General features: G+C 65.0%; 26 protein-coding genes. 6 read left to right on the forward strand and 20 right to left on the reverse strand.

Going from position 1 to position 26,297, the window contains the following annotated elements; all coding sequences use genetic code 11:
* Nucleotides 1-12: 12 nt before the first annotated feature.
* From AC6IY7_RS01765 to AC6IY7_RS01775, 3 genes are all read right to left on the reverse strand, one after another.
* The gene (locus AC6IY7_RS01765; RefSeq protein ID WP_497782888.1) at nt 13-273 is read right to left on the reverse strand and encodes a hypothetical protein; all 261 of its coding nucleotides are present in this window, start codon (nt 271-273) and stop codon (nt 13-15) included.
* Between the two features lie 87 nt (nt 274-360).
* Complete coding sequence (locus AC6IY7_RS01770) at nt 361-726, reverse strand: tRNA-binding protein (RefSeq protein WP_497781293.1); 366 nt, start codon at nt 724-726, stop codon at nt 361-363.
* 114 nt (nt 727-840) lie between these two features.
* Nucleotides 841-1,146 (reverse strand): hypothetical protein, encoded by a 306-nt coding sequence (locus AC6IY7_RS01775; protein ID WP_497781294.1) that lies wholly within the window; start codon nt 1,144-1,146, stop codon nt 841-843.
* A gap of 360 nt (nt 1,147-1,506) precedes the next feature.
* On the opposite strand from AC6IY7_RS01775, the gene AC6IY7_RS01780 reads away from it, so the two are divergent.
* From AC6IY7_RS01780 to AC6IY7_RS01790, 3 genes are all read left to right on the forward strand, one after another.
* Complete coding sequence (locus AC6IY7_RS01780; protein ID WP_497781295.1) at nt 1,507-2,046, forward strand: SixA phosphatase family protein; 540 nt, start codon at nt 1,507-1,509, stop codon at nt 2,044-2,046.
* Between the two features lie 467 nt (nt 2,047-2,513).
* Nucleotides 2,514-4,019 (forward strand): YcjX family GTP-binding protein, encoded by a 1,506-nt coding sequence (locus AC6IY7_RS01785; RefSeq protein WP_497781296.1) that lies wholly within the window; start codon nt 2,514-2,516, stop codon nt 4,017-4,019.
* Nucleotides 4,020-4,071: 52 nt separating this feature from the next.
* On the forward strand, nt 4,072-4,845 hold the full coding sequence (locus tag AC6IY7_RS01790) for a hypothetical protein (protein WP_497781297.1): 774 nt from the start codon (nt 4,072-4,074) through the stop codon (nt 4,843-4,845).
* A gap of 145 nt (nt 4,846-4,990) precedes the next feature.
* Here the strand turns inward: AC6IY7_RS01790 and AC6IY7_RS01795 are convergent, their stop codons facing one another.
* From AC6IY7_RS01795 to glyA, 8 genes are all read right to left on the reverse strand, one after another.
* Complete coding sequence (locus AC6IY7_RS01795; RefSeq protein WP_497781299.1) at nt 4,991-7,174, reverse strand: sodium-translocating pyrophosphatase; 2,184 nt, start codon at nt 7,172-7,174, stop codon at nt 4,991-4,993.
* 202 nt (nt 7,175-7,376) lie between these two features.
* Nucleotides 7,377-8,360, reverse strand: a complete 984-nt coding sequence (gene thiL, locus AC6IY7_RS01800; protein ID WP_497781300.1) for a thiamine-phosphate kinase — start codon at nt 8,358-8,360, stop codon at nt 7,377-7,379.
* Between the two features lie 247 nt (nt 8,361-8,607).
* The gene (gene nusB, locus AC6IY7_RS01805) at nt 8,608-9,066 is read right to left on the reverse strand and encodes a transcription antitermination factor NusB (RefSeq protein ID WP_497781302.1); all 459 of its coding nucleotides are present in this window, start codon (nt 9,064-9,066) and stop codon (nt 8,608-8,610) included.
* The gene (ribH, locus tag AC6IY7_RS01810) at nt 9,063-9,563 is read right to left on the reverse strand and encodes a 6,7-dimethyl-8-ribityllumazine synthase (protein WP_497781304.1); all 501 of its coding nucleotides are present in this window, start codon (nt 9,561-9,563) and stop codon (nt 9,063-9,065) included. The genes nusB and ribH overlap by 4 nt, the downstream gene beginning before the upstream one ends.
* Nucleotides 9,564-9,932: 369 nt before the next feature.
* Nucleotides 9,933-10,538, reverse strand: coding sequence for a riboflavin synthase (locus tag AC6IY7_RS01815; protein WP_497781306.1), 606 nt, complete (start codon nt 10,536-10,538; stop codon nt 9,933-9,935).
* Between the two features lies 1 nt (nt 10,539).
* Nucleotides 10,540-11,679, reverse strand: a complete 1,140-nt coding sequence (gene ribD / locus AC6IY7_RS01820; RefSeq protein ID WP_497781307.1) for a bifunctional diaminohydroxyphosphoribosylaminopyrimidine deaminase/5-amino-6-(5-phosphoribosylamino)uracil reductase RibD — start codon at nt 11,677-11,679, stop codon at nt 10,540-10,542.
* Complete coding sequence (nrdR, locus tag AC6IY7_RS01825; protein ID WP_497781308.1) at nt 11,676-12,185, reverse strand: transcriptional regulator NrdR; 510 nt, start codon at nt 12,183-12,185, stop codon at nt 11,676-11,678. The genes ribD and nrdR overlap by 4 nt, the downstream gene beginning before the upstream one ends.
* 71 nt (nt 12,186-12,256) lie before the next feature.
* Nucleotides 12,257-13,531, reverse strand: coding sequence for a serine hydroxymethyltransferase (glyA, locus tag AC6IY7_RS01830; protein WP_497781309.1), 1,275 nt, complete (start codon nt 13,529-13,531; stop codon nt 12,257-12,259).
* A gap of 432 nt (nt 13,532-13,963) precedes the next feature.
* On the opposite strand from glyA, the gene AC6IY7_RS01835 reads away from it, so the two are divergent.
* Nucleotides 13,964-15,709 carry an alkaline phosphatase family protein gene (locus AC6IY7_RS01835; protein ID WP_497781310.1) on the forward strand — a complete coding sequence of 582 codons (1,746 nt, stop codon included), beginning with the start codon at nt 13,964-13,966 and terminating at the stop codon, nt 15,707-15,709.
* A gap of 163 nt (nt 15,710-15,872) precedes the next feature.
* A complete protein-coding gene (locus AC6IY7_RS01840) occupies nt 15,873-16,223 on the forward strand; it encodes a hypothetical protein (protein WP_497781312.1) in 351 nt (116 codons plus the stop codon).
* Nucleotides 16,224-16,274: 51 nt separating this feature from the next.
* Here the strand turns inward: AC6IY7_RS01840 and AC6IY7_RS01845 are convergent, their stop codons facing one another.
* From AC6IY7_RS01845 to AC6IY7_RS01870, 6 genes are all read right to left on the reverse strand, one after another.
* Nucleotides 16,275-16,658, reverse strand: coding sequence for a hypothetical protein (locus AC6IY7_RS01845; protein WP_497781313.1), 384 nt, complete (start codon nt 16,656-16,658; stop codon nt 16,275-16,277).
* 457 nt (nt 16,659-17,115) lie between these two features.
* Nucleotides 17,116-18,711 carry a peptide chain release factor 3 gene (locus tag AC6IY7_RS01850; protein ID WP_497781314.1) on the reverse strand — a complete coding sequence of 532 codons (1,596 nt, stop codon included), beginning with the start codon at nt 18,709-18,711 and terminating at the stop codon, nt 17,116-17,118.
* 115 nt (nt 18,712-18,826) lie between these two features.
* Nucleotides 18,827-19,300: a hypothetical protein gene (locus tag AC6IY7_RS01855; protein WP_497781315.1), complete on the reverse strand. Its 474-nt coding sequence runs from the start codon at nt 19,298-19,300 to the stop codon at nt 18,827-18,829.
* A gap of 236 nt (nt 19,301-19,536) precedes the next feature.
* On the reverse strand, nt 19,537-20,127 hold the full coding sequence (locus AC6IY7_RS01860; protein ID WP_497781316.1) for a DUF3501 family protein: 591 nt from the start codon (nt 20,125-20,127) through the stop codon (nt 19,537-19,539).
* A gap of 153 nt (nt 20,128-20,280) precedes the next feature.
* Entirely contained in the window at nt 20,281-21,621 is a 1,341-nt protein-coding gene (locus AC6IY7_RS01865) for a heterodisulfide reductase-related iron-sulfur binding cluster (protein WP_497781318.1), read from the reverse strand.
* 401 nt (nt 21,622-22,022) lie between these two features.
* Entirely contained in the window at nt 22,023-22,442 is a 420-nt protein-coding gene (locus tag AC6IY7_RS01870; protein WP_196409150.1) for a rubrerythrin family protein, read from the reverse strand.
* 244 nt (nt 22,443-22,686) lie between these two features.
* Between AC6IY7_RS01870 and AC6IY7_RS01875 the strand changes: the two genes are divergently transcribed.
* Entirely contained in the window at nt 22,687-23,193 is a 507-nt protein-coding gene (locus AC6IY7_RS01875) for a J domain-containing protein (protein WP_497781319.1), read from the forward strand.
* A gap of 59 nt (nt 23,194-23,252) precedes the next feature.
* Here the strand turns inward: AC6IY7_RS01875 and AC6IY7_RS01880 are convergent, their stop codons facing one another.
* From AC6IY7_RS01880 to AC6IY7_RS01890, 3 genes are all read right to left on the reverse strand, one after another.
* Entirely contained in the window at nt 23,253-23,921 is a 669-nt protein-coding gene (locus tag AC6IY7_RS01880) for a hypothetical protein (RefSeq protein WP_497781320.1), read from the reverse strand.
* A gap of 77 nt (nt 23,922-23,998) precedes the next feature.
* A complete protein-coding gene (gene der / locus AC6IY7_RS01885; RefSeq protein ID WP_497781321.1) occupies nt 23,999-25,396 on the reverse strand; it encodes a ribosome biogenesis GTPase Der in 1,398 nt (465 codons plus the stop codon).
* A 134-nt stretch (nt 25,397-25,530) separates the two neighbouring features.
* Nucleotides 25,531-26,220, reverse strand: coding sequence for a tetratricopeptide repeat protein (locus tag AC6IY7_RS01890; RefSeq protein WP_497781322.1), 690 nt, complete (start codon nt 26,218-26,220; stop codon nt 25,531-25,533).
* Between the last annotated feature and the right edge of the window lie 77 nt (nt 26,221-26,297).

Raw genomic sequence — 26,297 nt, forward strand, 5'->3', positions numbered from 1 at the left:
TTGACCTGCTCCTCAACTTTCATCCAGCTGCGATTTGAGCCCTTCCGGTTGATGCGCCCGAGGCGCCAATGCAGCAACAGGCGATCGGCGGAGCTGGCCGGGGTTGCGCAGCCGATCGCCTGTTGCGGTGAGGCTGGCCGCATATTCCGCCGGCGTCGCGTAGCCGAGCGATGAATGCGGGTGGGCGCGCAGCATCCTCACCGTCAGCTCCTCCTCACGATAGAGACGGTAGATGCGGTTTCTGCCCGAGGTCTCGCCCTCCTGCCGCGGCACGTCCGGCTCGATCGGAGCCGTGACAATAGCGGCAATGGGTCACTATCGGAATTTCAAACCAGACCGAAGCCTCAAATACGCGCCCCCTCAATACAACCGCGCCCCATTCGGCACCGCCCGCTCCGGCGCGACCAGCACCACATCGCCATTTTCGTCCGGAAAGCCGAGCACCAGCACCTCGGACATGAATTTGCCGATCTGCCGCGGCGGGAAATTCACCACCGCCGCCACCTGACGCCCGACCAGCGTCGAAACATCGTAATGAGCCGTGATCTGCGCGCTGGAGCGCTTCACGCCGAGGCTAGGGCCGAGATCGATCTCGAGCTTGTAAGCGGGCTTGCGCGCCTCGGGAAAGGTATGGGCGGCGACGATCGTGCCGATGCGAATGTCCACGGCCGAAAAATGCGTAAAATCGATCCGTTCGGCCGCAGGCGCGGCAGGGTCGGAGCTCATCGGGTCTCATCCATGGCGAGCCCTCGCGCGGTTTCGTCGAGAAGCCGCACGCGGCGGCCTCTCGACAAAGAAAACTCGCCGCCGGCCCACGCTCTCGGCGGGCCGGCGCCGGCGTCAGTGCGTGGCCCAGTCGTCGCGCGTCGGCAGCACGTCGCGCTGCGTCTTCATCTCGACCCAGGCGAAGGCTCCGTCCGGATCAGCGACGGCGATGCTGTTCTCGATGATGAGCTTATCGCACAGCATCACGCAGATGGCGTCGATCGGCGCGCTGGTGTCGTTCTCCTCGGTCATGCGATCGATGGAGATCTCGCCCTCTTCCTCGCCCTCGACGAGGTGCATGATGAACACCTCCTCGTGCCCGGCGACGCCATGCGCGTTGACCCTGAAAGTTTCGCCACGATATTGGAATTCGCGGATCATGCGTTCCCATCCCCCAAGTTCTCACGGCGCGAGCGCCGCCATCGACAATGTCCACCGCGCGCAGGAGATTTCCGTCCTCGGGCGCGCGGAACGGCGGCTGGCCGCCATTGGGGAAAATGCTATAGCGCAACCGAGGCGCTTCGAAAACCTCGCACGCGAGCGGATCGGCGCGGCAATTCGCTCGCCGGACCGGCGCGCGGCGCCACGCATATGGGCGCGCCGCGTCGCGAAACTTTCGCTATGATCGGCAAAGAGTGATTTTAGCCGGACGGGGGTCCGGAGCGCCGGCGCGGCGCGTTTTTCCTCAAAGCCGCTCGGGGCGCCCCGCTCCGCGCCGCCTCTCGCGATCGGACCGAACGAATGATTCGACGTCTCATCCTGCTGCGCCACGCCAAAGCCGACGCCCATTCCGCCGGGGGCGACCGCCAGCGCCCGCTGACCAAGCGCGGCGAGGACGACGCCCGCTCCGTCGGCCGCTATCTGGCCGAGGCCGGGCTGGCGCCGGATCTCGCCGTCGCCTCCGACGCGCGCCGCGCCAAGCGGACGCTGGATCTGACGCTCGAGGCCTTCCCCAAGGCGGTCGAGCGCCGGCTGGACGACGAATTCTATCTCGCGACGCCTGATCGGCTGCTGGACGCCGTGCGCCAGACGCCGGCCGAGATATCGACCTTGCTCGCCATCGGCCACAACCCGGGCTTCGCCGAGCTCGCCTCGGCGCTCGCCGCCGACGGCGAGCCCGCGGCGCTCAACCGCATGCGCTCCAAATATCCGACCGCGGCTCTGGCCGTGCTGGATTTCGACGCAGCGGACTGGGCGGAGGTGGCCGAAGGCGCCGGCCATCTCGAGCGTTTCGTGACGCCGGGCGATCTGCGCGGCGGCGTCGCCGACGAGCCGGACTGAGGCGTCCTTACTCGTCGCCGCCATGGACGCCGGGCGGATCGGGCTGAGGATTGAAAGCCTGGGCGCCAGCGGCGCTGAAGACGAAGCCGGCGATGAGGCTAAGGGTCAGGAAAAGCTTCTTCATGGGGTTTCTCCGAAATCAATGTCTCGCGTCATTCGCGAATGTCTGAAGAGCGGCCGCCGCGCGGCCCTTACTCGTCGCCGCCGTGGACGCCGGGCGGATCGGGCTGCGGATTGAAGGCCTGAGCGCCGGCGGCGCTGAAGACGAAGCCGGCGATGAGGCCGAGGGTCAGGAAAAGCTTCTTCATGGGGTTTCTCCGAGTTTTGTGTTTCGCATCGTTTGCGATGTGTGGAGATTAGCCGCCGCTCCCTTTGGCGTTTGTGCGCTGACGAACATTGCGCGCCCTGCTACCCAAATCGCCGGCCGCTTGTTACATCAGACGTCCCCGCACGCCCGAGCCGCCCCCTTGTCGCAGATTTCCGACCTTCTCTTCGAGACCACCGTCGCCGCCGCCAGCCTCAAGGATTTTCTGGCGGGCGGCCGCTTGCGGCTCGGCGTCACCGGCCTGTCGCGCTCGGGCAAGACGGTGTTCATCACCTCGCTCGTGCATCATCTGACGCGCGCCGTCGCTGCGCGGACCGCCGGACCCAGCCGCAAGAATCAGCTGCCCGTGTTCCGCGTCGCCGCCGAGAATCGGCTGCGCAGCGCCCATCTCGATCCGCAGCCGGACGACGCCGTGCCGCGCTTCGCCTATGAGGAGCACCTTTCCGCTCTGACCGGCGCCGACCGCCATTGGCCGCAATCGACGCGGCGCATCTCCGAGCTGCGGGTGACGCTGGAATATGACCGCAAATCCGCCGGGCTGCTGGGAAGCTTGCGCCCAGGCCCGGCGCGGCTCGACATAGACATTGTCGACTATCCCGGCGAATGGCTACTGGACCTGCCGCTGCTCGAAAAATCCTACGCGCAATGGTCGCGCGAGACGCTGGAGGCCGCCGCCTCCGCCGCGCGCGCGACGATCGCCGCCGATTGGCGCGGCGCGACGGCCGGGGTCGATCCGCTCGGCCGCGCCTCGGAAGACGACGCGCGCAAGCTCGCGGCGCTGTTCACCAATTATCTGCGCGCCGCCAAGACCGAGCGCTTCGCGCTCTCGACGCTGCCGCCGGGGCGCTTTCTGATGCCGGGCGAGCTCGAGGGCTCGCCGGCGCTGACCTTCGCGCCGCTGCCGGTGGAAGAAGGCTCCGCGCCCCCGTCCGGAAGCCTCGCTGCGATGATGGAGCGCCGCTACGAGGCCTATAAGACCCATGTGGTGCGGCCCTTCTTCCGCGATCATTTCGCCCGGCTCGATCGGCAGATCGTGCTGGTGGACGCGCTCGCCGCGCTGAACTCCGGCCCCGCCGCCGTGCGCGATCTCGAGACAGCGCTCGCCGATGTGCTGACGGCCTTTCGCACCGGCCGCTCCAATCTGCTAGCGACGATCTTCCGCCCGAAGATCGACCGCATTCTCTTTGCGGCCACCAAGGCCGATCATCTCCACCATACGAGCCATGATCGGCTCGAGGCGGTGCTGCGGCATCTCACCTCGCGCGCGATCGAGCGGGCCGAGGGCGTCGGCGCGACCATAGACGTGATCGCGCTCGCCGCCGTGCGCGCGACGCGCGAGGCCATCGTCAAGCATGACGGCGAATCGCTCGCCGCCATCGTCGGCACGCCGATCGAGGGCGAGCGCATCGGCGACGACGTCTTCGACGGAATTGCGGAGGGAGCGATTTTTCCGGGCGAATTGCCGGCCGATCCGCGCCATGTCTTCCGCGGCGACGCGCTGGCGCTGGCCGAGGAGGACGCCGATTTCCGCTTTTTGAAGTTCCGCCCGCCGATCGCCTCGCTCGGCCGCGACAAGGAGCCCCTGCCCTTGCCGCATATCAGGCTCGATCGGGCGATGGAGTTTTTGTTCGGGGATCGGTTGGGGTGACGTAGCTGCGCAGCCAATTAAAATTAAGGTAGCTTCGCAAGAGGAGCGGCATTTGGATGCTGAACATTCGTTGCAAGACACTATTCTCGGTCAATTCGTCAACCTAGGCGTCAACGTCAATGGCCTGATCATCCCTGGACGTTCGATCGAGTCCGCTCTCTCGCGCTATACATTTAATTTGATCGTGAACAACGATGACGAGGTGTTCAAGATTTCTCTTGCAGGCTCCGCGACCGCAGTTCGTTATCGAGATCGTGAAGTATTGATCGCAACGCAGCACCAACTTCGAGGAATCGACGAATCGCAGGTGGCAATGCTGACCGATTCAGGCAGCCATATCATAACGTCGGGTGGACTCCGCCACCCTTCACTTCGTTCAGACACCGACGCCACCGACATCGTCGCTTTCGATTTCACTGAACCTTGCGCAGCTCGTCCCGAACTGAAAAGGCGGTTCTTTGCATTGAACGAAAGGCCGCCGGACGTCGTGAATACAGATGTCGTAGCGTTGCTGCTGAGTGGTTTCCCATCAGATGATCAGTCCTATGACATTCCTGAAAACAATCATATTGGTCTCGCCCGCCGCAACGTCGTATGCCTGCCTCACTCGCAGTCGAGCGACAGAGCGCTGCATATTGTCCGAGCCACGCGACCCCTGGATAAGCATCCAGACGGCATGAGCGGCGGGTCAGCGTTCGTTATCCAACTCGAGGGCGGACGGCCACATGCATATTTTGCTGGCATCATCATTCGTGGCGGCAAAGAAACCTTTCACATTATCAAGGCGGCATTCATTATGGAATTTCTAAGCGTCGCATTCGCTTGAAAAGAGCCATCTGCCGGGTTGCCGTGTCAAAACATAAAATGAGTTCATAGCACTCGATCTAATTCCACGCGTAATGAACTCGACAACGAAAAAGGCGGGGTCTCCCCCGCCTCTATTCGCTACTCGCTATCTCGCCGCCCCGCGCTCACCGCGCCAAAATCGCCAGCAGCAGCAGCGCCACAATATTGGTGATCTTGATCGCCGGATTCACGGCCGGGCCGGCGGTGTCCTTATAGGGGTCGCCGACCGTGTCGCCAGTCACGGAGGCCTTGTGCGCGTCGCCGCCCTTGTAATGGGTGACGCCGTCCTTATCGACAAAGCCGTCTTCGAAGCTCTTCTTGGCGTTGTCCCAGGCGCCGCCGCCGGAGGTCATGGAGACCGCGACGAACAGGCCGTTGACGATGACGCCGAGCAGCGCCGCGCCCAGCGCCGCAAAGCCATTGGCCTTGGAGCCGGAAATCAGCGTCACGCCGAAATAGATGACGATCGGCGCCAGCACCGGCAACAGCGAGGGGATGATCATCTCCTTGATCGCCGCCAGGGTCAGCAGATCGACGGCGCGGCCGTAGTCCGGGCGCTCCGTGCCGTCCATGATGCCGGGCTTCTCCTTGAACTGCCGGCGCACCTCCTCCACCACGGAGCCGGCCGCGCGGCCGACCGCCGTCATGGCGATGCCGCCGAAGAGATAGGGGATGAGGCCGCCGAGGATGAGTCCGGCGACGACATAGGGATTGGCGAGATCGAAATCGACCTTGCCGACATCCTTGAAATAGGGAACGCCAGTCTCGGTGAAATGCCGCAGATCATTGGAATAGGCGGCGAACAGCACCAGAGCGCCGAGACCGGCGGAGCCGATGGCGTAGCCCTTGGTCACCGCCTTGGTGGTGTTGCCGACCGCGTCCAGCGCATCCGTGTTATGGCGCACTTCCTTGGGCAGGCCGGCCATCTCCGCAATGCCGCCGGCATTGTCGGTGACGGGGCCGAAAGCGTCGAGCGCGACGATGATGCCGGCGAGGCCGAGCATGGTCGTCACCGCTATGGCGACGCCATAGAGGCCGCCCGCCTGATAGGCGAAGATGATGCCGAGCGCGATCACCAGAGCCGGCGCCGCCGTCGCCTCGAGCGAGACGGCGAGACCCTGGATCACATTGGTGCCATGGCCCGTCACCGAGGCCTGGGCGATCGACACCACCGGGCGCTTGCCCGTGCCGGTGTAATATTCGGTGATATAGACGATGAGCCCCGTCACGACGAGGCCGATGAGGCCGGCGAAGAACAGGCCATAGCCGTGGATCGCCTCGCCATTGGCCTTGCCGATCTCGCCCCAGCCGACCGTGAAAGTGGTGGCGAGGAAGAGGCCGCCGATCGACAGCACGCCGGCGGCGATGAGGCCCTTGTAGAGCGCGCCCATGATCGTGTCCGGCACGCCGATTTTCTCGAACAGCGGGCCGGCGATCTTGCCGATCTCGGACTCATCGGCGCCGAGCTTCACGAAATAGGTGCCGGCGATGGAGGTGACGATGCTGAGGCCGCCGATCGCCAGCGGATAGACCATGGCCGAATAGAGCCCGTCCTGGCCGGCGAAGAAGATCGACGCCAACACCATGGTCGCGACAATGGTCACGACATAGGTCTCGAAGAGATCGGCCGCCATGCCGGCGCAATCGCCGACATTGTCGCCGACATTATCGGCGATCGTCGCCGGATTGCGCGGATCATCCTCCGGAATGCCGACCTCGACCTTGCCGACGAGATCCGCGCCGACATCGGCGCCCTTGGTGAAGATGCCGCCGCCCAGACGCGCGAAAATGGAGATCAGCGAGCCGCCGAAGCCGAGCGCGACAAGCGCGTCGACGACGGTGCGGTCGGAAGGCGCATAGCCCGCGAAGACAGTGAGGATGAAATAATAGACCGCGACGCCGAGCAGGGCGAGGCCGGCGACGAGCAGGCCGGTGATCGCGCCCGCCTTGAAGGCGATATCGAGGCCGCCGGCGAGCGAGACCGTCGCCGCCTGCGCGGTGCGGACATTGGCGCGCACCGAGACATTCATGCCGATGAAGCCGGCGCCGCCCGAGAGCACCGCGCCGATGAGGAAGCCGAAGGCGACCCACCAGCCGAGCAGAATGACGAGCAGAACGAAGATGACGCCGCCCACATAGGCGATCGTCGTATATTGGCGTTTCAGATAGGCCTGCGCGCCCTCGGCGACGGCGCCGGAGATTTCCTGCATGCGCGCAGAGCCGGCGTCGGCTTTGAGAAGTTCTTGCGAAGTCTTGACGCCGTAGGCGATGGACAATAGTCCAAAGACGATGCTGAGAAACAATACCATGACGTTTGCGCCCTCTCCGTTCCTCGGCCGCGCGCGCTGATTTGTTCTCGTCGTCCGCGCTTGCGGCGATTTCGTCCCGGCGACAACGACCGTCCTCCCGCAGTCGAATCGTTCGTCTGCGGCGCCGGGGAATATCGCGTCAGTCATGCCAGAAACGCAGGTTTTCGGCAATGGCGGCCAAGGTCGCCCGGCGCCGCCGCCGTCAAAAGTGGCTGAAGGATAGGCGACTGAAATTTATAATAGTTCCAGACGAATTGAAGAATTGTGGCGGCTCGGCGCCGGCTGCGGCCACGCCGATTTCGGTCAAGGCGACGCCCGCCGCGCGTGCCGCCTGCACGATCGCCGTCGAGGCCTCCGGCGCCGCGCAGCAGAGGATTTCATAATCGTCGCCGCCAGTGACTGCGCGATCGAAGAGCGCGGGCTCGAGCGCGATCGCAGCGCGCGCCGCCTCCGAGAGCGGAACCCTCGCGAGCTCCGCGCGCGCGCTGGCCCCGCTCGCGCGCAAAAGCTTGGCGAGATCGCCGGCGAGCCCGTCCGACACATCCATGGCGGCGCTCGCATGATCGCGCAGCGCCGCGATCAGCGGCAGGCGCGGCTGCGGCAGAAGATAGCGCTCGAGGAGCTGCGCCCGCGCCGCCTCGCCGAGCCGTGCGGCAAAAGCCTCGCCACGCCTGACGCCGAGGCCGAGGGCGGCGTCGCCTATGGCCCCGGAGACGAAAATGCGATCCCCCGGCCGCGCGCCCGAACGCGAGACGAAGCGCGTCGCGCGGCCGAAGGCGGTGATGGAGATGGTCAGCGGTCCGGGCGTCGCCGTGGTGTCGCCGCCGAGGAGCGGACAGGCGAAGGCGCGCGCATCCTCGGCGAGGCCGGCGGCGAAGCTGCGCGCGAAATCATTGGTCCAATCGGGCGGCAGCGCCAGAGTGAGCAGAAAGCCCAAAGGCTCCGCCGCCTTGGCCGCGAGATCGGAGAGATTTACGCGCAAGGCCTTTTTGGCGACGAGGCCGGGCGGATCGTCGGGGAAGAAATGCACGCCGGAGACGAGCGCATCGGTGGTGACGACGATCTCCCGCGCCCCGCGCAGCGGCAGCAGAGCCGCGTCGTCGCGCAGGCCGAAGGCGCCGTCTCCCGCCAAAGGCGCGAAGATCTCGGCGATCAGCTCATCCTCGCTGAAACGGCGCTCTCCCATGCGGTCTCTCTCGGAAGCGAGCTTTTTGACTCGCATCGCCTTGAACCAGTCCCCTCATCCTGAGGAGCCCGCAGCGATCTCGGGTTTATCCGAGATCGAAATGATAATGCACGAGTCGGGCTTGCCCGACTCGTGCGCGGGCGTCTCGAAGGATGGGCCGCCGCGCCTTCTGGAGCATCCTTCGAGGCTTTTTGCGTTCCGCAAAAAGCGCCTCAGGATGAGGGCGCGGGGCTTTCGATCGCGCGCGTCACTTCTCGGCGAAATGCTCCGGCCGCGCCTGTCGCGCCAGGCGATCCAGCACGGCGTTGATCATGCCGGACTCGGTCGCGCCGAAGAAGGCGCCGGCGACGTCCACATATTCCTTGATGACCACTTTGACAGGGATGTCGCGCCGAAATCCCAGCTCATAGCCGCCGGCGCGCAGGATCGCGCGCATCACCGATTCGATGCGCTGCAGCGGCCAGCCGCCTTGCAGCGCGCCATCGAGCGCGCGGTCGATGGTCTCCTGATTGTCGAGCACGCCTTTCACGATATCGCGGAAGAACTGCAGCTCGGCCGGCTTATATTGCACGCCCTCGATCTCGCGGCCGATCCAATGCACCTCGAATTCGGCGTAGATCTCGTTGAGCCCCTTGCCGGCGACCTCCATCTGATAGAGCGCCTGCACGATGGCGAGCCGCGCCGCCGACCTCTCCTCGACGCTCACGAGCGGCCCCCGAGCTTGCGCTTCAAGCGCACCAGAGCGAGCGCCGCCAGCGCGGCGTCGCCGCCCTTGTCGGCCCCGCCCTGCTTGGGATCGGCGCGCAGCACGGCCTGCTCCTCATTGTCCACGGTCAAGACGCCATTGCCGAGCGGCAGACGCCGCGCGACCGAAAGCTCGGTGAGAGCGCGAGCGCTCTCATTGGCGACGATCTCGAAATGATATGTGTCGCCGCGAATGACGCAGCCGAGCGCGACCACGCCCTCATATGGCGCGCCGGCGGCCTCGGCGGCGTCGAGCGCTATCGCCGCGCCCGCCGCCAGCTCCAGCGCGCCGGGGACGGTGATGGTGGTGACGTCGCAGCCGAGCTCTTCCAGCGCATGGACCGCGCCCTCGTGCAGAAGCTCGACGATATCTTCGTTGAAATGCGATTCGACGACGAGAATGCGCGCGCCTTCGACAGGCGCGAGATCATCGTCATCGGCGCGGTAGGATCCTGCCATTCATGACTCCATGGGCGGAGGGGAAGGCCCCCTCCCTCACCCTCCCCCGCTCTGCGGGAGAAGGCTGCGGCGAGCGCGACGCGAACTCTCTAGGAGCTGTGCAACCTGCCCCCTCTCCCGCGAGGCGGAGGAGGGCTGGGGAGGGTGCTCGCGACGCTCTGTGAAACGAAGCCGCGATCGATACACATTTTTTCGGGGAAAGCCTACTGCAGGCTTCGAAAGAAGGACGCGACCCTCCCTGCGAGCGGCTATCGAATGCACACATCCTCCTCGCCCCCGCGACGTCCTGGCCGGGCTTGTCCCGGCCAGGACGGCCGCAGCGTCTCGCGATGGGTGAATCCGATTGCCCCTAAAGGGGAGTGAAACGCCCTACGTCCCCGCTTCCGCGAGGCGCGCAGCGTATCTCGCCATCAGATCGACCTCGAGATTGAGGCGATCGCCTGCTTTGTAGCCGCCCCAGGTCGTCACCGCGAGCGTGTGCGGGATGATCAGCACCGAGAAACGGTCGCCCTCCACCGCATTCACGGTGAGCGAGGTTCCGTCCAGCGCCACAGAGCCCTTCTCGGCGATGAAGCGCGCATAATCATGCGGCGCTTCGATAGAGAAGCGCGACATGCCGTCGAAATCCTCGCGCGAGACAATCGTCGCGACGCCGTCGACATGGCCGGTGACGATATGGCCGCCGAGTTCGTCGCCGATCTTCAGCGAGCGCTCGAGATTTATGCGGCGGCCGACGGCCCATTCGCCCGCATTGGTGCGCGCAAGCGTCTCGGCGGCGGCGTCGACCTCGAACACAGTGCGGGCGCCCTCGCGGCGCAGGCCCACCGCCGTCAGGCAAGGGCCGGAGCAGGCGATAGAGGCGCCGAGCGCGATCCCTTCCACCGGATAGTTGCAGGCGATGGCGATGCGGCGCAATTCACCGCGCGGCTCGACGGAAAGGATTTCGCCGACATCGGTGACGAGGCCCGTGAACATTTCAGCCGATCCTCTCGTAGCGCGTCAGGCGGTCGACGCCGAGCATGGCCGCATCCGCGAGGCGATAGCGGCTCGGGTCATCGAGAATGGCCCGCGCCGTGGCGGACAGAGCGAGCCGACCCGGACGACCGAGCGGCTTCAACCCCGTATGCAAGACGACATCGTCGGCGAGCGCAGCGACGAGCAGACTCTCGGCGACGCGCGGGCCGCCCTCGCTGAAGACGCGCGTGATTCCGCGACGCGCCAGCTCGGCGAGCGCCTCGCCCAGCGCGAGACGGCCGGCGGCGTCGAGCCCGATGCGCGCGACCTCTATGCCCGTCGCGGCGGCGAAATCCTGCGCCTCTGCGTCCGTGACGCCCCCTCCGGCGAGGACCAGCGTCGGCGTCTCGCGCGCGGTGGCGGCGAGGCGCGAACTGCGCGACAGGCGCAGACGCGCGTCGAGCACCACGCGCAGCGGCTTGAAGGCCTCGAGGCCGGGCAGGCGCACAGTGAGCAGAGGATCGTCCACCGCGGCCGTGCCATGGCCGACCATGATCGCGCTATGCAGCGATCTCTCTATATGGGTGACGGAATCGGCGAGCGCGCCGGTGATGAACAGGCGCGGATCATGCTCCGCCCCGGCGGCGTAGCCATCCGCGGTCTGGGCGAGCTTCAAAGTGACCATGGGCCGGCCCTGCGTCACCCGCAATATATGGCCGAGATGATCGGCGCGGGCCTGCGCGGCGCGCACGCCGGTCGTCACCTCGACGCCGGCCTCGCGCAGGCGCGCATGGCCGCGGCCGGCGACCCGCGCATCCGGGTCCTCGAGCGCCGAGACGACACGCGCGATTCCGGCGGCGATGATCGTGTCCACGCAGGGCGGCGTCGCGCCGTGATGGGAGCAAGGCTCTAGCGTGGCATAGAGCGTCGCGCCGCGCGCCGCCTCGCCGGCCGCCGCGACAGCGATCGCCTCGGCGTGCGGGCGGCCGCCCAGCGCCGTATAGCCGCGCGCGATGACGACGCCATCCTTGACGATGATCGCGCCGACGGCAGGGTTCGGCCCGGTGCGGCCGAGATTGCGCCGGCCGAGCGCCAGCGCCGCCGCCATGAAGGCGTCGTCCACGAGGGCCTGAGATACGGTTTCCGGCTTCGTCGCGGTCATCTCCCGCCCGGCGTGGCTTCGGCGTCCTGCGTCTTATCCGCGCTCTGCTCGCCATCGCCATGCGACAATTCGTCGATCAGCGCATGGAAGTCGCTGACCTCGCGAAAATCGCGATAGACCGAGGCGAAGCGCACATAGGCCACATCGTCCAGCGATTTGAGGCCCTGAATCACCAATTCGCCGATCTGCGCGCTCTCGATCTCCGTATCGCCGGAGCTCTCGAGCTGGCGCACGACGCCATTCACCATGCGCTCGACGCGCTCTGGATCGACGGGGCGCTTGCGCAACGCCACTTCCAGCGAGCGCATCAGCTTGTCGCGATCGAAGGGGACTCTGCGGCCCGACTTCTTGACCACGATCAGCTCGCGCAGCTGCACGCGCTCGAATGTGGTGAACCGGCCGCCGCAGCCGGGACATACCCGGCGGCGACGGATCGAGGAGGAATCCTCGGCCGGACGCGAGTCCTTCACCTGCGTGTCGGGCGAACCGCAATAGGGACAGCGCATGGCCTCACCTTACCGCCGACGATGGCGCTGCTTCCCTCTCCCCGCTCGCGGGGAGAGGGTGATTGCCGCGATCAATAGATCGGGAACTTCGCCGTCAGCGCGTGGACCTTCTCCTTCACCGCGGCTTCCGTCGCGGCGTTCTCGGCCTCGCCCTTGGCGGCGAGCCCGTCCAGCACCTCGACGATATAGCCGCCGACGAGCTTGAACTCCGCCGTGCCGAAGCCGCGCGAGGTGGCGGCCGGCGAGCCGAGGCGGATGCCGGAGGTGACGAAGGGCTTCTCCGGATCGAAGGGAATGCCGTTCTTGTTGCAGGTGATGTGCGAGCGGCCGAGCGCGGCTTCCGCGGCTTTGCCGGTCAGCTTCTTCGGGCGCAGATCGACGAGCATCAGATGATTGTCGGTGCCGCCGGAGACGATCGCCAGACCCGCGTCGACGAGCGTCTGGGCGAGCGTCTTGGCGTTGTCCTTCACCTGTTGCTGATAGGCCTTGAACTCCGGCTTCAGCGCCTCGCCGAAGGCCGCCGCCTTGCCGGCGATGACATGCATCAGCGGGCCGCCCTGCAGGCCGGGGAAGACCGCCGAATTGATCTTCTTGGCGATGTCCTCGTCATTGGTCAGCACCATGCCGCCGCGCGGGCCGCGCAGCGTCTTATGCGTGGTGGTGGTGACGATATGCGCATGCGGGAAGGGCGAGGGATGCAGGCCCGCCGCCACCAGACCGGCAAAATGCGCCATATCGACCATGAAATAGGCGCCGACGCTATCCGCGATCTTGCGGAAGGCCTCGAAGTCCCAGATGCGCGAATAGCCGGAGCCGCCGGCGATGATGATCTTCGGCTTGTGCTCGGCGGCGAGCGCGGCGACCTGCTCCATATCGATGAGTTGATCGTCCTTGCGCACCGTATAGGGAACCGGCTTGAACCATTTGCCGGAGAGATTGACCGGCGAGCCATGGGTCAGATGGCCGCCCGCGGCGAGGTCGAGGCCCATGAAGGTGTCGCCCGGCGTCGCGAGGGCGAGGAAGACCGACTGATTGGCCTGGCTGCCGGAGTTCGGCTGCACATTGGCGAAGCCGCATCCGAAGAGCTGCTTGGCCCGCTCGATCGCGAGATTTTCGGCGATGTCGACGAACTGGCAGCCGCCATAATAGCGCTTGCCCGGATAGCCCTCCGCATATTTGTTCGTCAGAACAGAGCCTTGCGCTTCCAGGACCGCCTTGGACACGATGTTCTCGGAGGCGATGAGCTCGATCTCGTCGCGCTGCCGGCCGAGCTCCAGGCCGATGGCCTTGGCGAGATCAGGATCCGAATCGGCGAGCGATGTGGTGAAGAAAGCGGATTGGCTCATTTAGCATCCTCTATGCGAGACAAGGCGCAGCAAGTGACGGCGGCTCCCGGCTCGCCCGCGCCTCACGGGTGGAGCCGGTCGCGGGAAGCGAGGTCCTTGCGCGGAACGCCGAAGGCGGCGATCCCGAAACGGCCTCGAGCTCCCGTTTTCAGCGCAAAATTCTCTCGGCCGACCGAAATCCGCCCGCAGAATGCGCGCTCGCGCATCGGTGTGAGGGTTCGCTTATCATGCTCTCGCAGGGACGAAAAGGGGCGGCGCCGACGCGGGCGCCGGAGTTTGTCGCCGCGTCGACGACATTCGTCCCGCCGCAGCGCCGCTCCGCGCGCGGCCGAAAGAGGCGCCGCCGGGCTTTTTTCCGCCGCCGCCGCCGTCATCGCCTCGATATGTTCCGTCGCTAGCCTCCGCGCCGCCTGATATCTGGGGGCTACAAAAATGTTTCTGAAGCATTCCATCCGCGGCCTCGCGGCTGTCGCCTGCGCGGCGGCTGCGACCCCCGCGAGTTCCGAGTCTCTGCGAGAATTCGATCATATCGTCGTCATCTACCAGGAAAACCACAGCTTCGACAATTTGTTCGGCCTGTGGGGCGCGGTGAATGGCGAGCCGGTGCAGGGCCTGCCCTTCGCCGATCCGGCGCATAAGAAGCAGGTCCACGCCGACGGAACGACCGCTTATAATTGCCTGCTGCAGAACGATGTGAATCTCACCTCGCCCTCGCCGCTGGCGACGAGCTGCACGGATGCGACCGGCGCGTCCTCCTTCGTGAGCGCCTTCCCCGACAAGCCCTTCGAGATCGACGACTATATCGCCGCGACCGACAAGACCTGTCCGGCGCCGGGCGTCTCCGCTTCGAACGGCGTGTTGAAGAATTCCGCCGGCGCCCTCACCGGCGGCTGCACGCGCGATCTCGTGCATCGCTATTACAGCGAGCAGTTCCAGATCAATGGCGGCAAGCAGAATCGCTATGTGACGGGCAGCGACGCCGTCGGCCTCTCCTTGGGCTATTACGACACGACCAAGCTGCCGATCTATGTCGCGCTCCACAAGCATGGCGCGCCGCATTACGTCATCGCCGATCATTTCTTCCAATCGGCCTTCGGCGGCTCCTTCCTCAATCACCAATGGCTCGTCGCCGCGACGACGCCGGTTTTCGCCAATGCGCTCAACGACGCCTCCGGGAACGACCTTCATTCGGTCGTCGACGCGAACGGCATGGCGACCAGCACGCCGCTCTACACGAGTCTGCTCGGCGCCTCCGCCAAGGACGCGCAGCTGACCGCCTCCTGCAATCCGCCGTCGGGACGGCCGGCGACGCCGGCGAATATCGCCTGCGGCGATTTCGCGATCAACACGATCCAGCCCTTCTATCAGCCCTACGCCCCCGGAACGGCGGATGCGAAGCGCCTGCCCCCGCTCGAGAATCCGACGATCGGCGATCGTCTCTCGGCGCGCGGGATCGACTGGGCCTGGTATTCGGGCGGCTGGTCCAACGCCAATGGCGACGTCGGCGCGGCCGGCTGGACCAATGGAGCCGGGCCGAATTGCGCCGACGCGAATGCGCTGGCCACGGCGGTCTATCCGCACTGCCCGGACAAGCTGTTCCAGTACCACCATCAGCCCTTCAACTATTTCAAGGCCTATGCGCCGGGCACGGCGGCCCGCGCCGCGCATCTGCGCGACGAGGCGGAGTTCGTCCAGGCCGCCAATAGCGGCCGGCTGAAGCCGGTGAGCTTCGTGAAGCTGATCGGCGCGGAGAACGAGCATCCCGGCTACGCCAGCGAGCCGGGCGGCAGCACGCATCTCGTCGATCTGATCGCTTCGATCGTGAACGGGCCGGATGGGCGCGACACGCTGATCATCGTCACCTATGACGAGTTCGGCGGCTCCTGGGACCATGTGCCGCCGCCGCCCTATCAGACCGAGCGCGTGGCCGAGTCGGAGCATCACCATCACAATGATCATCACACCGGCGGCGGCGCGCACGACCGCTGGGGCCCCGGCACCCGTGTCCCGGCGCTGCTGATCTCCAAGCGCTTCGATCGCTCCGGGGTGGATCATGCGAATTACGACACGACCTCGATCCTGAAGCTGATCGAGGAGCGCCACCACCTCGCCCCGCTCGCCTCGCGCGACGCGGAGGTTCACAGCCTGGCGCGAGCGCTCGAACCCGCCGAGAGATGATCCGCGACCAAGCGGACAGAAGATCGGCCCCGCGCGAGCGGGGCCGATTGCTTTCGGGCGGCGGTTTCGTCGCGCGGCGAACTTTTCAGAGCGGCAGGAATCGTGCGATGAAATCCGCAGGCGCGAACATGTTCCGCTCGCGCCGCAGAGGGGGCTCGCAGAGATGATTTCCTCGGACTTCGGTCGGCTCGCCAAGCTCGCTTGCGCGGGCTCGCTTTTCGTCCTGGCCTCGGCGCTGGGCTCGATCCTGGTCTCGGGAGCGGCGGCGGCGCAGGACGATGATTTCTCACAGCTGCTGATCTATCGGGAGTATCGCGACCAGCTCGCCGCCCAGGGCTGGAGGCCGGACGCCGAATTCGGTCTCAAGCTCGCCTCCGGCAAGCCTCTCTACCGCTTCCCCGAAGTTCTGTGCGGCCCGAAGATCTGCCACGCGCGCTGGGTTCGCTCGGGAACGGAGAAGATCGTCACGCTGATCCGCGGCGACCTCACCGAGGAATATCGCGTCTCGCCCTGAAGCCTTTGTTTTGACGCGTTTCCAACGCCGAGCGCTGGAAACGCTCTCGGCTCACTGGCGCGCCGGCGCGGCGGCCTGCGTCGCGAGAACGCCCGTGAGCCGCTCGACGAGATCGGCGGCGAGCGCCGATGGCAGAGCGAAGGCCAGCCGATTGCCGTCGGGCGAGACGAGAGTGAGGAGCAGATTGTCGCCGAGCATCTCGCGATGCAGCGCGACATTCTCGACCGGCGTCGCCAGCACCGCCTCGACCTCGCCGCTCGCCGACTGCCGCTCGGCGAGACCCCTCTCGCGCAGCGCGAGGGCCGAGCGGGTCAAATCGAGAATATCGGCGGCGGTGAGGACGATTCTGGCCGTCACGCCATCGTCGCCTGTGCGGCTCAGAATGAAATCTTCGCCATCGGGATCGAGATTGAGGCCGGACGCCGCCTCGGACATGGGTCTGCGCTCCTGGGATCGGATCGGGAGTCGGCAGCATATTCGAGGCCGTCGCAAATGTCTCGCTCGGCTCGGGGGACGTCCGCGGTCATCCAAATCCGCCCGCAGCGCGCTCGGCGCCCGGCCTTCAGCTCGACGCGTGAGCGAGGGCGGATTCGGGATGAGCGCGACGAAGCCCGTTCACGGTCGGCGCGCAGCGCGGATCGGGGAGCAAGGATTCGACGAGGTCGACGGACGACAGCCAGCGGTCCTTCGGAATGATGGAGGTCCTGAGAGGCGGCAAGCCGCACTCTTCCGCGCTCGCGAGTATGGAGTCGAGATAAGCGCACGCAACTCCCGCCTCGATCGCCGATAGTCGAGAGACGTTCGGAAGCTCGCTTTTCCGTCATGCGTCGCGCGCGCGACATCGCCGAACGCCGGCCGGCCCTGGACGCGCTTCTCGCGGCCGGGGCTTTCGTCAGCCCTTCGCCGCCTCGCTCTTCTGATAATCCTTCACATCCGAGAACACGATCGCAGCATGCCGCTCCGCGTCATAGCGCAGCTGGAACTCGCTCGACGACATGAACACGGGCGCGCCGTCTATGTCCTCCGCCATGGAGGAGCCATGCGATTCGATGAAGCTCTTCAGCGCGATCGGATCATTCGACGTGATCCAGCGGCAGATCGCAAAGCGCGAGGTCTCGTATTTCGTCTCCAGCCCATATTCGGCCTCGAGCCGCGTCGCCAGCACGTCGAGCTGCAGCGCGCCGACGACGCCGACCAGCGCGCCGGAGCCGTCATTGGGCAGGAAGAGCTGCACCACGCCCTCCTCCGCCAGCTGGCGCAGCGCCTCGCGCAGCTTCTTGGCCTTCATCGCGTCGGAGATGACGATGCGGCGCAGAATTTCCGGCGCGAAGCTCGGCACGCCGCGGAAGGAAATCTCCTCACCCTCGGTGAGCGTGTCGCCGATGCGCAATATGCCGTGATTGGGAATGCCCACGACATCGCCCGCATAGGCTTCATCGGCGATGGAGCGGTCGCGCGCGAAGAAGAATTGCGGCGCATTGAGCGAGATGGTCTTGCCGGTGCGCACGATCTTCGCCTTCATGCCGCGCGAGAGCTTGCCCGAGCAGACGCGCATGAAGGCGATGCGGTCGCGATGGTTGGGGTCCATATTCGCCTGAATCTTGAACACGAAGCCAGCCATTTTCGGCTCCTTGGCCTCGACATGGCGCTTGTCGGCGTCCTGCCCGCGCGGCGAGGGCGCATATTCGGCCATTGCGTCGATGAGATCGCGCACGCCGAAATTGCGCAGCGCGCTGCCGAAGAAGACCGGCGTCAGATGCCCCTCGCGAAACGCCGAAAGCTCGAACTTCTTGCAGCCTTCCTCGGCGAGCATGGCCTCCTCGAGCCAGGCGTCCGCCTCATGCGCCGGCAGCAGCGCGAGCAACGCCGGATCGTCGAGGCCGGAGACGGTCATCGGCTCCGTATCGGCGTCGATCTTGCGCACGGATTTGGTCGCGAAGCAGTAGGTGCCGGCGAAGCTGCGGCCGGAGCCGATCGGCCAGGTGACGGGCGCGGTGTCGAGCGCCAGCGTCTTCTCGATCTCGTCGAGGAGCGAGAAGGGATCGCGCCCATCACGGTCCAGCTTGTTGATGAAGGTGACGATCGGAATGTCGCGCAGCCGGCACACTTCGAAGAGTTTTCGCGTGCGCGCTTCAATGCCCTTGGCGGCGTCGATCACCATCACCGCCGCATCCACGGCGGAGAGCGTGCGATAGGTGTCTTCCGAAAAGTCCTCATGGCCCGGCGTGTCGAGCAGGTTGAAGACGCAATCGCCATATTCGAAGGTCATCACCGAGGTGACGACGGAAATGCCGCGCTCGCGCTCTATGCTCATCCAATCGGAGCGCGTCTGCTGAGCGTTGCGCTTGGCCTTCACCGCGCCGGCGAGCTGGATCGCGCCGCCGAACAGCAGAAGCTTCTCGGTCAGCGTGGTCTTGCCCGCATCCGGGTGGGAGATGATGGCGAAGGTGCGCCGCCGCGAGACGGGGTCGGCGGAGGGTGTGCTCAAGGCGTGGGCTCACTGGGAAGGGGGTGGCGACAGTCGCCACGCCCTTTAAGGTCATTTGCGCCGCAAGGCCAGCCTCGCGTCGGCGGACGCTCGAGCCGAATCGATCCCGCGAGCCTCATCGCAGAGCGCCGGCGGGCAGCGGCGGCGGGGCCGGACTGCGCAGAGGAGCCCCCCAGCCGCTTCCAGCGTCGGTCCCGGCTCCGGTTCCCGTTCCGGCTCCGGTTCCTGTTCCGGTGAATGCGTCCGTCGTTGTCGATGTGCTCGATCCGGTCGTGCTCGACGTGCTGGCGACGAACTCGGCTTCCACCTGATTATAGAGCTCGCTGACCGGACCGAGGCCATTGTTGCCGATACGGTCGAGCCTCGACTTCAAACCGACCAACCGACCGCCCACAGCCTTGACGACGCCGCCGCTATGCTTGGCGATAAAAGCGCAGAGCTTCACTCTGAGAATAAAAATAGCCGAGCTCTTGTTCGTAGAGATGTGAAAAGCGAGTATTGCAGCGTCGAGCGCCCGCAGCTCCGGACTTCTTTTTTTCACGAGGCAGGTGCAGGACATCCAATTCTCATAGGTCATGATGTTGGTCATTTTCGTCCCCCGACTTGTCAGTGTGTCGATGGACGAATATTTGCCAGACGCGCTCTCGAAATAATGTGGCAAACGCCACGATGCGCGCCATGAAGCGTTTCCAGCCGAAGTGGACGCCGGTTCGGCTTCGGAAACGCGTCAAAACAAAAGCAGAGAGTCTTTTCATGTTTCCCTGAGACAGGGAAAAACTCTGGGCGGGCTCGCCGCGCTGAAATCCGCGCCGCCCGAAGAAATTCTCAGGCGAAATCCCCCGAGAGCTCCTCCCGCACCGCCTCCGGCATCACGGCGATATGCCCGTAATTCTGATGGGTGAAGCCGATCAGCGCGCGCGCGCCCGGCGTGCGGAACGCCGCCGCCTGCGCATCGGTGAAGGGAAAATGCACGAATTGCACGGCGGAGGCCTTACCGTCGGCCCTGGTGCGGTCCTGGTCCGCTTCGGCGACGCCGGCGATGCGCTCGCCGCCCAATTCGATGAAGGCGGTCTCTTCTATCGCGCCGAGCGTGTCCAGCACGCGCTTCCGGCGCAACGGATCGTCGATCTCGATCATGAAGGTGGCGACCAATTCGCGACCCTTGGGGATGAGCGGATCATAGGCGGCGATCTCGCTCGGCGCCTGCTCGAGCGTCCCCTTTTCGATGTGGATCATCTCCTGGATCTGCAGCCAGATCGTCTCGAAATCCTCGAAATAAAAGGTCACGAACGGTCCGACCTCGATGCGGCGATTGCGCTTGCGCGCGGCGATGCGGCGCCGGCTATCGACGCGAATCTTCGCATATTCGTCCGGCGGAAGAAGATCGGCGACGGTGATGTGGTGCTTTTGCGCCATTTATCGCTCCAGTTCTTCAGGCTGCGCGAGTCGAGCCCCCTCCCCGCTTCGCGGGAGAGGGAGCAGATTCGGCCCTTCATCGAGGGTTCGCGAGGCGCCCGCCGCCCCCCTCTCCCGCAAAGCGGGGGAGGGTGAGGAAGGGGGCCTCCCCGGTCACTTCACCCCATAGGCCCGCGCGAGAATCTCGATCGGATGCGCGACGACCTCGGGCTTTTTCGCCCCCGCGTCCAGCTGCTCCATGCCCTGCACGATATGCGGGCCGGAGAGCGGACATTCGGAGACGATATAGGCTTTGCCAGACGATTGCGCCTGCCGCGCCACCGGCTTGCCGACCTTCAGCGCCGTCTCGAAATTCGGCGTCTTATAGCCCCAAGCGCCGCCATGGCCCGAGCAGCGCTCGATGACGGCGACATCCGCCTGCGGAACCAGACGCAGCAGCTCCGCGCCCTTCTGCCCGATGTTCTGCGCGCGCGAATGGCAGGAGACATGGAAGGCGACGCCGCCCTCGATCGGCGACAGCCCTTCCGCCAGCCCCTCCTTGCGAGCGATGCCGACGACATATTCGCTGAGATCATAGGTCGAGGCGGAGAGGCGCTTCACTTTTGGATCGTCGGTCGCGATCAAAGGCCATTCGAATTTCAGCATCAGCGCGCAAGAGGGAACCAGCGCGATAATGTCATAGCCCTTGTCGATCCAAGGCTCGAAGGCGGCAGCCACTTGTTTTGCCGAGGCCGCGACCTCGCCGATGAGCCCCTGCTCGAGCAGCGGCATTCCGCAGCAATGCGGATGCAGAATCTCCGTCTCGACGCCATTCTTGGCGAGCACCGCGCGCGCGGCGAGGCCGACGCCCGGATCATTATATTCGCCGAAGCAGGTGGCGTAGATCACCGCCTTGCGGCCGAAGCCCGGCGCGTCACGATTCACCTCGACCAACGTCTCCTTCGCGAGCGTTTGAAGCGTCTTCTTCGAATATTTCGGCAGCGCGGCCTCGTGATGGAGACCGGCGACCGTCTCCAGCGCATTGCGCGCGGCATGATGCGAGCAGTCGGTCGCCCAATTGGCGAGCGGCGCGAGCTTGGTCGCCACTGCGCCATTGCGGTCGGTGTCGGCGAGTTGGCGATCCGCGAAACCGACGCCGTTCTTCTTCGCCTCGACGGCGCGATAACGCAGCATCAGATGCGGGAAGTCGAGATCGAACTCATGCGGCGGCACATAGGGACATTTGGTCAGAAAGCACATGTCGCAGAGCGTGCAGGCGTCGACGACCTTCTTGAAATCGGCGCTATCGACCGTCTCGAGCTCTCCTTTCGCAGACTCGTCGACGAGATCGAACAGGCGCGGAAAGGAATCGCAGAGATTGAAGCAGCGCCGGCAGCCATGGCAAATGTCGAGCACGCGGCGCATTTCGGCGTCGAGCTTCGCCTCGTCGTAGAAATCGGGGTTTTCCCAATCCAACGGGCGCCGGAAGGGCGCCTCGAGCCCGCCTTCTCTCATCTCGCTTCCAAGCCCCGGTCGAATTATTCTGATGTGCTCGTAGGTTCCGGGCGCATCGCTCCCTCTCCCCGCGCGCGGCTATCGAATGCACAGATTCCGCTCGCCCCCGCGACGTCCTGGCCGGGCTTGTCCCGGCCACCCACGCCAACGCGCCGAGGCGTCTTAGAAGTTTGGCGTGACGCCGAAGCCTTGGGGGCGCCCGCTGGGGGAGGAAATCCGTCGATGGCGGGCGCTTTCCTTTGGTTTCTCAGCCGCTTGGCGTGGGTAGCCGGGACAAGCCCGGCCATGACGGCCGCGGCGCCTCACGATAAGCCCCTCATCCTCACCTTCTCCCCGCGTGCGGGGAGAGGGAAGGCGGCGAACTCCGCGCGAAGCGATCGGCTGGAAAACGGGTCGCGCGCTTACTTCAGCTCGTCGAGCGCCTTCTGGAAGCGGCCGGCGTGCGAGCGCTCGGCCTTGGCCAGCGTCTCGAACCAGTCGGCGATCTCCTCGAAACCCTCCTCGCGGGCGGAGCGCGCGAAGCCCGGATACATATCCGTATATTCATGCGTCTCGCCGGCGACGGCGGCCTTCAGATTGTCCTCGGTCTTGCCGATCGGCAGGCCGGTCGCCGGATCGCCCACCACCTCGAGGAATTCGAGATGGCCATGCGCATGGCCCGTCTCGCCCTCGGCGGTGGAACGGAACACGGTCGCCACATCATTGTAGCCCTCGACATCCGCCTTTTGGGCGAAATACAGGTAGCGGCGGTTCGCCTGCGACTCGCCGGCGAAGGCCGCTTTGAGATTCTGCTCGGTCTTCGTGTCCTTGAGCGTAGCCATAACTCAGCTCCTTGGATGAACCCTGATCGGGGCGCCGCCACTGTCCCGATGGCCAGTCGGAACGCCCTTCTTTAGAATAATTCGAAATTAATGATTGCCAAGCGCCAATCTCGTCATCGGCTGGGGACGAAGCGCCAAAAACATGCTGCAGCGCGATATTGGCTTCGAAACTGCATGTAACGCGAGAATGTACGAACGCGGCGGGCCCTTTCGCACAAAAGCGACGGGGCGCGGCGCCAGACGCATGAGAGCGCGCAGCATGGCGGAGGAATCGGCGGAGGAATTGGGCTGGGTCGTCTGGAATGGCTCGCTCGGCGTTTCCGACAAAGTCACGATCGGCCGCATCGAGCTGGTCGACGGCGTCCGCACCGCCTGTCTCGCGCCGCCCTATGATGTGGTGGGGCCGTTCAGCCTGGACGAGCTGGAGACGCAGGGCCGTATCGCTTTCGGCGCCTGCTTCGTGATGTCGCTCCAACGCTGGAAGGAGGATCAAGTCGAATTGCGCATAGAGGGCCGCAAGCAGCGCGCCGCCTTCCAGAAGATGTTCGATTTCGACGAGGACGACAATCAGGAGCACCGCGAGACGCTGGAGCTGCCGACGGAGGGCGCGCTCGAGCCTGCGGAGATCAAGGCCGCCTTCCGCCGTCTGGCCAAGACCGCGCATCCCGACGCCGGCGGCAGCGCCGAGCATTACCGCCGCATCGCCGAGGCGCGCGACGCGCTGCTGGAGCAGTTCGAAGGGGCGAGCTAGCTGCCGAATCGGAGAAACAGTTGCAGCTATGTCTCAAGCAATAGTTTGAGATCCATCTCTCAATTGGCAACTCCATAAAACGACAAGTCGTTGACAACCAGACTTGCCGCAGGAATAGCCGGATCAGCCGTTAAAAAGAGTGGATTTACACCTCTCTGGATAGAGTCCTTGGTTCCAACTACTACAACCCCAAAAAAAGGGGTCTTATGAATATCAGCTTCATTTATAGATTGGTAGAAAACACACCCAACAATTTTTGGAGAGAATTTGGCGTTTTCTGGGATTATCCGATCATCACCAACGTCATATTTCCAATATGGGAATTTAATTTCCGGAAAAACGGTATACTCAAGATCACTATCAATAGTTTTTGCACACATCTCACGTTTTCGATCTTCTAAATCGTGCCCATTGCGCCCGCCGTCAGCGTTTATGAAATTAAAAAGGCTCGCACGTATTTTTACACGAGCGGGTGAATGCCCCTTGTTGATAAGATTAAATGAAATAGTAAGCTGCGGATTTCGTGGATTAAACAGCTGCTGCACATCGTCTATTTTAGAAATAACAGAAATTTCTTCCACCGCAATCCATGGTCTCTGGTCGAACTTAGCAATACTTGCCAACTCTTTAGTTAGGCAAGCGATAACGCCCGTTACGAGCATTGTGACGAAAGCCGAAAACGCGATTACAATGTTTGAAGTCTTTGTTGCTTTGCTTTCCTCCGACACCGCGCCGTCTTCCTTTTCTCTACAATAATGCGCCCTCAATACGGATCATTCTACGCCACGCCCAAAGGAAGCCCAAGTCACTTTTTTCCCTTGTCATAGGGATTCTCACCCGAGCGCGTGGAGATGCGGATCGGCGTGCCGGGCAGATCGAAGCCGCGGCGCAGGCTGTTCATGAGAAAGCGCAGATAGCTCGTCGGCAGCTCGTCGAGCTGATTGCCGAACAAAATGAAATGCGGCGGCCGCGCCTTGGCCTGCGTCATATAGCGAATCTTGATGCGCCGGCCGGAGACCGCCGGCGGCGGCGTCTCGTCTATGGCGCTCTCGAGCCAGCGATTGAGCCGCGCCGTCGAGATGCGCCGGTTCCAAACGTCATGCGCCCCGAGAATCGCGCGCATCAGGCCGTCGAGGCCGTAGCCCGTGACGCCGGAGACGGGAACGACCGGCGTGCCCTTGATCTGCGGCAGCAGGCGCTCGGCCTCCTCGCGCAGCTTGGCGAGCCGCGTTCCCGGATCGTCGACCGCATCCCATTTGCCGAGCGCGATGACCACCGCCCTGCCCTCGCGCGCGGCGAGATCGGCGATGGTCAGATCCTGCTTCTCGAAGGGAATGGCCGAGTCGAGCAAGAGCACGACGACTTCCGAGAAGCGCACGGCGCGCAGCGCATCGGCGCCGGCGAGCTTTTCCAGCTTGTCGACGACCTTGGCGCGCTTGCGCAGGCCGGCGGTGTCGAACAGCTTCACCTCGCGGTCGCGCCAGCGGAAGGGCACGGAGATGCTATCGCGGGTGATGCCCGCCTCCGGCCCGGTGAGCAGGCGATCCTCGCCGAGCAGGCGGTTGATCAGCGTCGATTTGCCGGCGTTGGGGCGCCCGACGACGGCGATGCGCAAGGGCTTGGTCGGATCGGCCTCGCTGCCGTCCTCATCCGCCGAGACGGCGATATCCGTCGTGGCCTCTTCGTCCTCCTCCGGCGCCTCGGTCGCCTCCGGCAGAGCTTCGCGCAGCGCGTCGAATAATGCGCTCATGCCCTCGCCATGCTCGGCCGAGAGCGGCACCGGATCGCCGAGGCCGAGCTCATAAGCTTCGACGAGGCCCGCCTCGCCTTTGCGCCCTTCCGCCTTATTGGCGGCGAGCACCACGGGCTTGCCGGCGCGGCGCACGAGGTCGGCGAAATATTTGTCGTCCGGCGTCACGCCGACGCGCGCGTCGATCATGAAGAGAATGGCGTCGGCGGAGTCGATCGCCGCCTCGGTCTGCGCGCGCATGCGCCCTTCCAGCGTCGCGGCGGCGCCTTCCTCGAGGCCCGCCGTGTCGATGATGGTGAAGCGCAGATCGGCGAGGCGCGCCTCGCCCTCGCGGCGGTCGCGGGTGACGCCGGGCCGGTCGTCGACCAGCGCCAGCTTCTTGCCGACGAGCCGGTTGAATAAAGTCGACTTGCCGACATTCGGCCGGCCGATGATGGCGAGCGTGAAGGACATTGTGGCCCTTTGGTCCAACGTCGCGGCGACGCCGCCTCCAGAGGCTTTTCATGTTTCCACGAAAAGACTCGATGCTTTTGTTTCGACGCCATTCCAACGCCGAGCCGGCGTTGGAAACGCTCTAGCCTTCCCGCTTACTTGCTGTCCGGCGCGGGCGCGGCGGCCGGCGGAGCGGAGCCGCGCGCGGCGTCGAGCAGCGCCTTATAAGCGCTGGCGCGCTGACGCATCGCATGCGGCGCCTCCTGATCATTGAGGATGAGCTTGAAGACGCGGTCGGCCTCGTTGAAATCGCCGTCCTGCAGCGCATCGAGCGCCAGCAGCTCCTGCGCCGTGAAGCGGAGCGGCCCATTGGCGGTGACGAGCTCGCCGAGGCGATCCGCCATTTTCTGCCGCTCGCCCTGCTCCAGCAGCAGAAGCCCGGCGCGCAGCTTGGCGACCTGCTGCGTGAGCTTGTCGACGCCCTTGTCCTCGGAGATGGCGTCGAAGGCGGCGACCGCCTTGACCTTGTCGCTCTGCGCCAGCTCCTGCGCCGCGCGCATCCGCGCCAGAGTGGCGTAGCCCCTGGGCGAATCCTTGGCGAGGGCCTCGAAAGCGGCGAGCGCTTCGGCGCTATTGCCCTGGGTAGCGAGCGCGGCGGCCGCGCCGAAGCGGACATTGGCGCCCTCGGCGGCCTTGACGCGGTTGCTCTCGTAGAAGCTGTACGCCCCTGTCGCGACGACGACCAGAAAAGCGCCGACGATCACCGGCGTCTGATAACGCTTCCAGAGGTTTGCCGCCTTGTCCCGGCGGACGTCTTCGTCGACCTCGTGGAAAATGTCGGACATGGCCGCTCCTGTCGCGATTGGCGCCGGGACGATCCGGCCGCGGAGGCCGCTGTTAGCATGAGGCGGGACGCATGGCC

This window comes from Methylosinus sp. is20ea (assembly GCF_059718135.1).

What these genes read in the sequence shown, in the direction of transcription:
- AC6IY7_RS01890 (WP_497781322.1), bottom strand. Translation starts at nt 26,220, where the DNA reads ATGTCCGACATTTTCCACGAGGTCGACGAAGACGTCCGCCGGGACAAG.
- AC6IY7_RS01870 (WP_196409150.1), bottom strand. Translation starts at nt 22,442, where the DNA reads ATGGCTACGCTCAAGGACACGAAGACCGAGCAGAATCTCAAAGCGGCC.
- glyA (WP_497781309.1), bottom strand. Translation starts at nt 13,531, where the DNA reads ATGAGCCAATCCGCTTTCTTCACCACATCGCTCGCCGATTCGGATCCT.
- AC6IY7_RS01770 (WP_497781293.1), bottom strand. Translation starts at nt 726, where the DNA reads ATGAGCTCCGACCCTGCCGCGCCTGCGGCCGAACGGATCGATTTTACG.
- AC6IY7_RS01835 (WP_497781310.1), top strand. Translation starts at nt 13,964, where the DNA reads ATGTTTCTGAAGCATTCCATCCGCGGCCTCGCGGCTGTCGCCTGCGCG.
- AC6IY7_RS01845 (WP_497781313.1), bottom strand. Translation starts at nt 16,658, where the DNA reads ATGTCCGAGGCGGCGTCCGGCCTCAATCTCGATCCCGATGGCGAAGAT.
- AC6IY7_RS01795 (WP_497781299.1), bottom strand. Translation starts at nt 7,174, where the DNA reads ATGGTATTGTTTCTCAGCATCGTCTTTGGACTATTGTCCATCGCCTAC.
- thiL (WP_497781300.1), bottom strand. Translation starts at nt 8,360, where the DNA reads ATGGGAGAGCGCCGTTTCAGCGAGGATGAGCTGATCGCCGAGATCTTC.
- AC6IY7_RS01855 (WP_497781315.1), bottom strand. Translation starts at nt 19,300, where the DNA reads ATGACCAACATCATGACCTATGAGAATTGGATGTCCTGCACCTGCCTC.
- AC6IY7_RS01875 (WP_497781319.1), top strand. Translation starts at nt 22,687, where the DNA reads ATGAGAGCGCGCAGCATGGCGGAGGAATCGGCGGAGGAATTGGGCTGG.
- AC6IY7_RS01775 (WP_497781294.1), bottom strand. Translation starts at nt 1,146, where the DNA reads ATGATCCGCGAATTCCAATATCGTGGCGAAACTTTCAGGGTCAACGCG.
- ribD (WP_497781307.1), bottom strand. Translation starts at nt 11,679, where the DNA reads ATGACCGCGACGAAGCCGGAAACCGTATCTCAGGCCCTCGTGGACGAC.
- AC6IY7_RS01840 (WP_497781312.1), top strand. Translation starts at nt 15,873, where the DNA reads ATGATTTCCTCGGACTTCGGTCGGCTCGCCAAGCTCGCTTGCGCGGGC.
- AC6IY7_RS01780 (WP_497781295.1), top strand. Translation starts at nt 1,507, where the DNA reads ATGATTCGACGTCTCATCCTGCTGCGCCACGCCAAAGCCGACGCCCAT.
- AC6IY7_RS01865 (WP_497781318.1), bottom strand. Translation starts at nt 21,621, where the DNA reads ATGAGAGAAGGCGGGCTCGAGGCGCCCTTCCGGCGCCCGTTGGATTGG.
- der (WP_497781321.1), bottom strand. Translation starts at nt 25,396, where the DNA reads ATGTCCTTCACGCTCGCCATCATCGGCCGGCCGAATGTCGGCAAGTCG.
- nrdR (WP_497781308.1), bottom strand. Translation starts at nt 12,185, where the DNA reads ATGCGCTGTCCCTATTGCGGTTCGCCCGACACGCAGGTGAAGGACTCG.
- AC6IY7_RS01860 (WP_497781316.1), bottom strand. Translation starts at nt 20,127, where the DNA reads ATGGCGCAAAAGCACCACATCACCGTCGCCGATCTTCTTCCGCCGGAC.
- AC6IY7_RS01815 (WP_497781306.1), bottom strand. Translation starts at nt 10,538, where the DNA reads ATGTTCACGGGCCTCGTCACCGATGTCGGCGAAATCCTTTCCGTCGAG.
- ribH (WP_497781304.1), bottom strand. Translation starts at nt 9,563, where the DNA reads ATGGCAGGATCCTACCGCGCCGATGACGATGATCTCGCGCCTGTCGAA.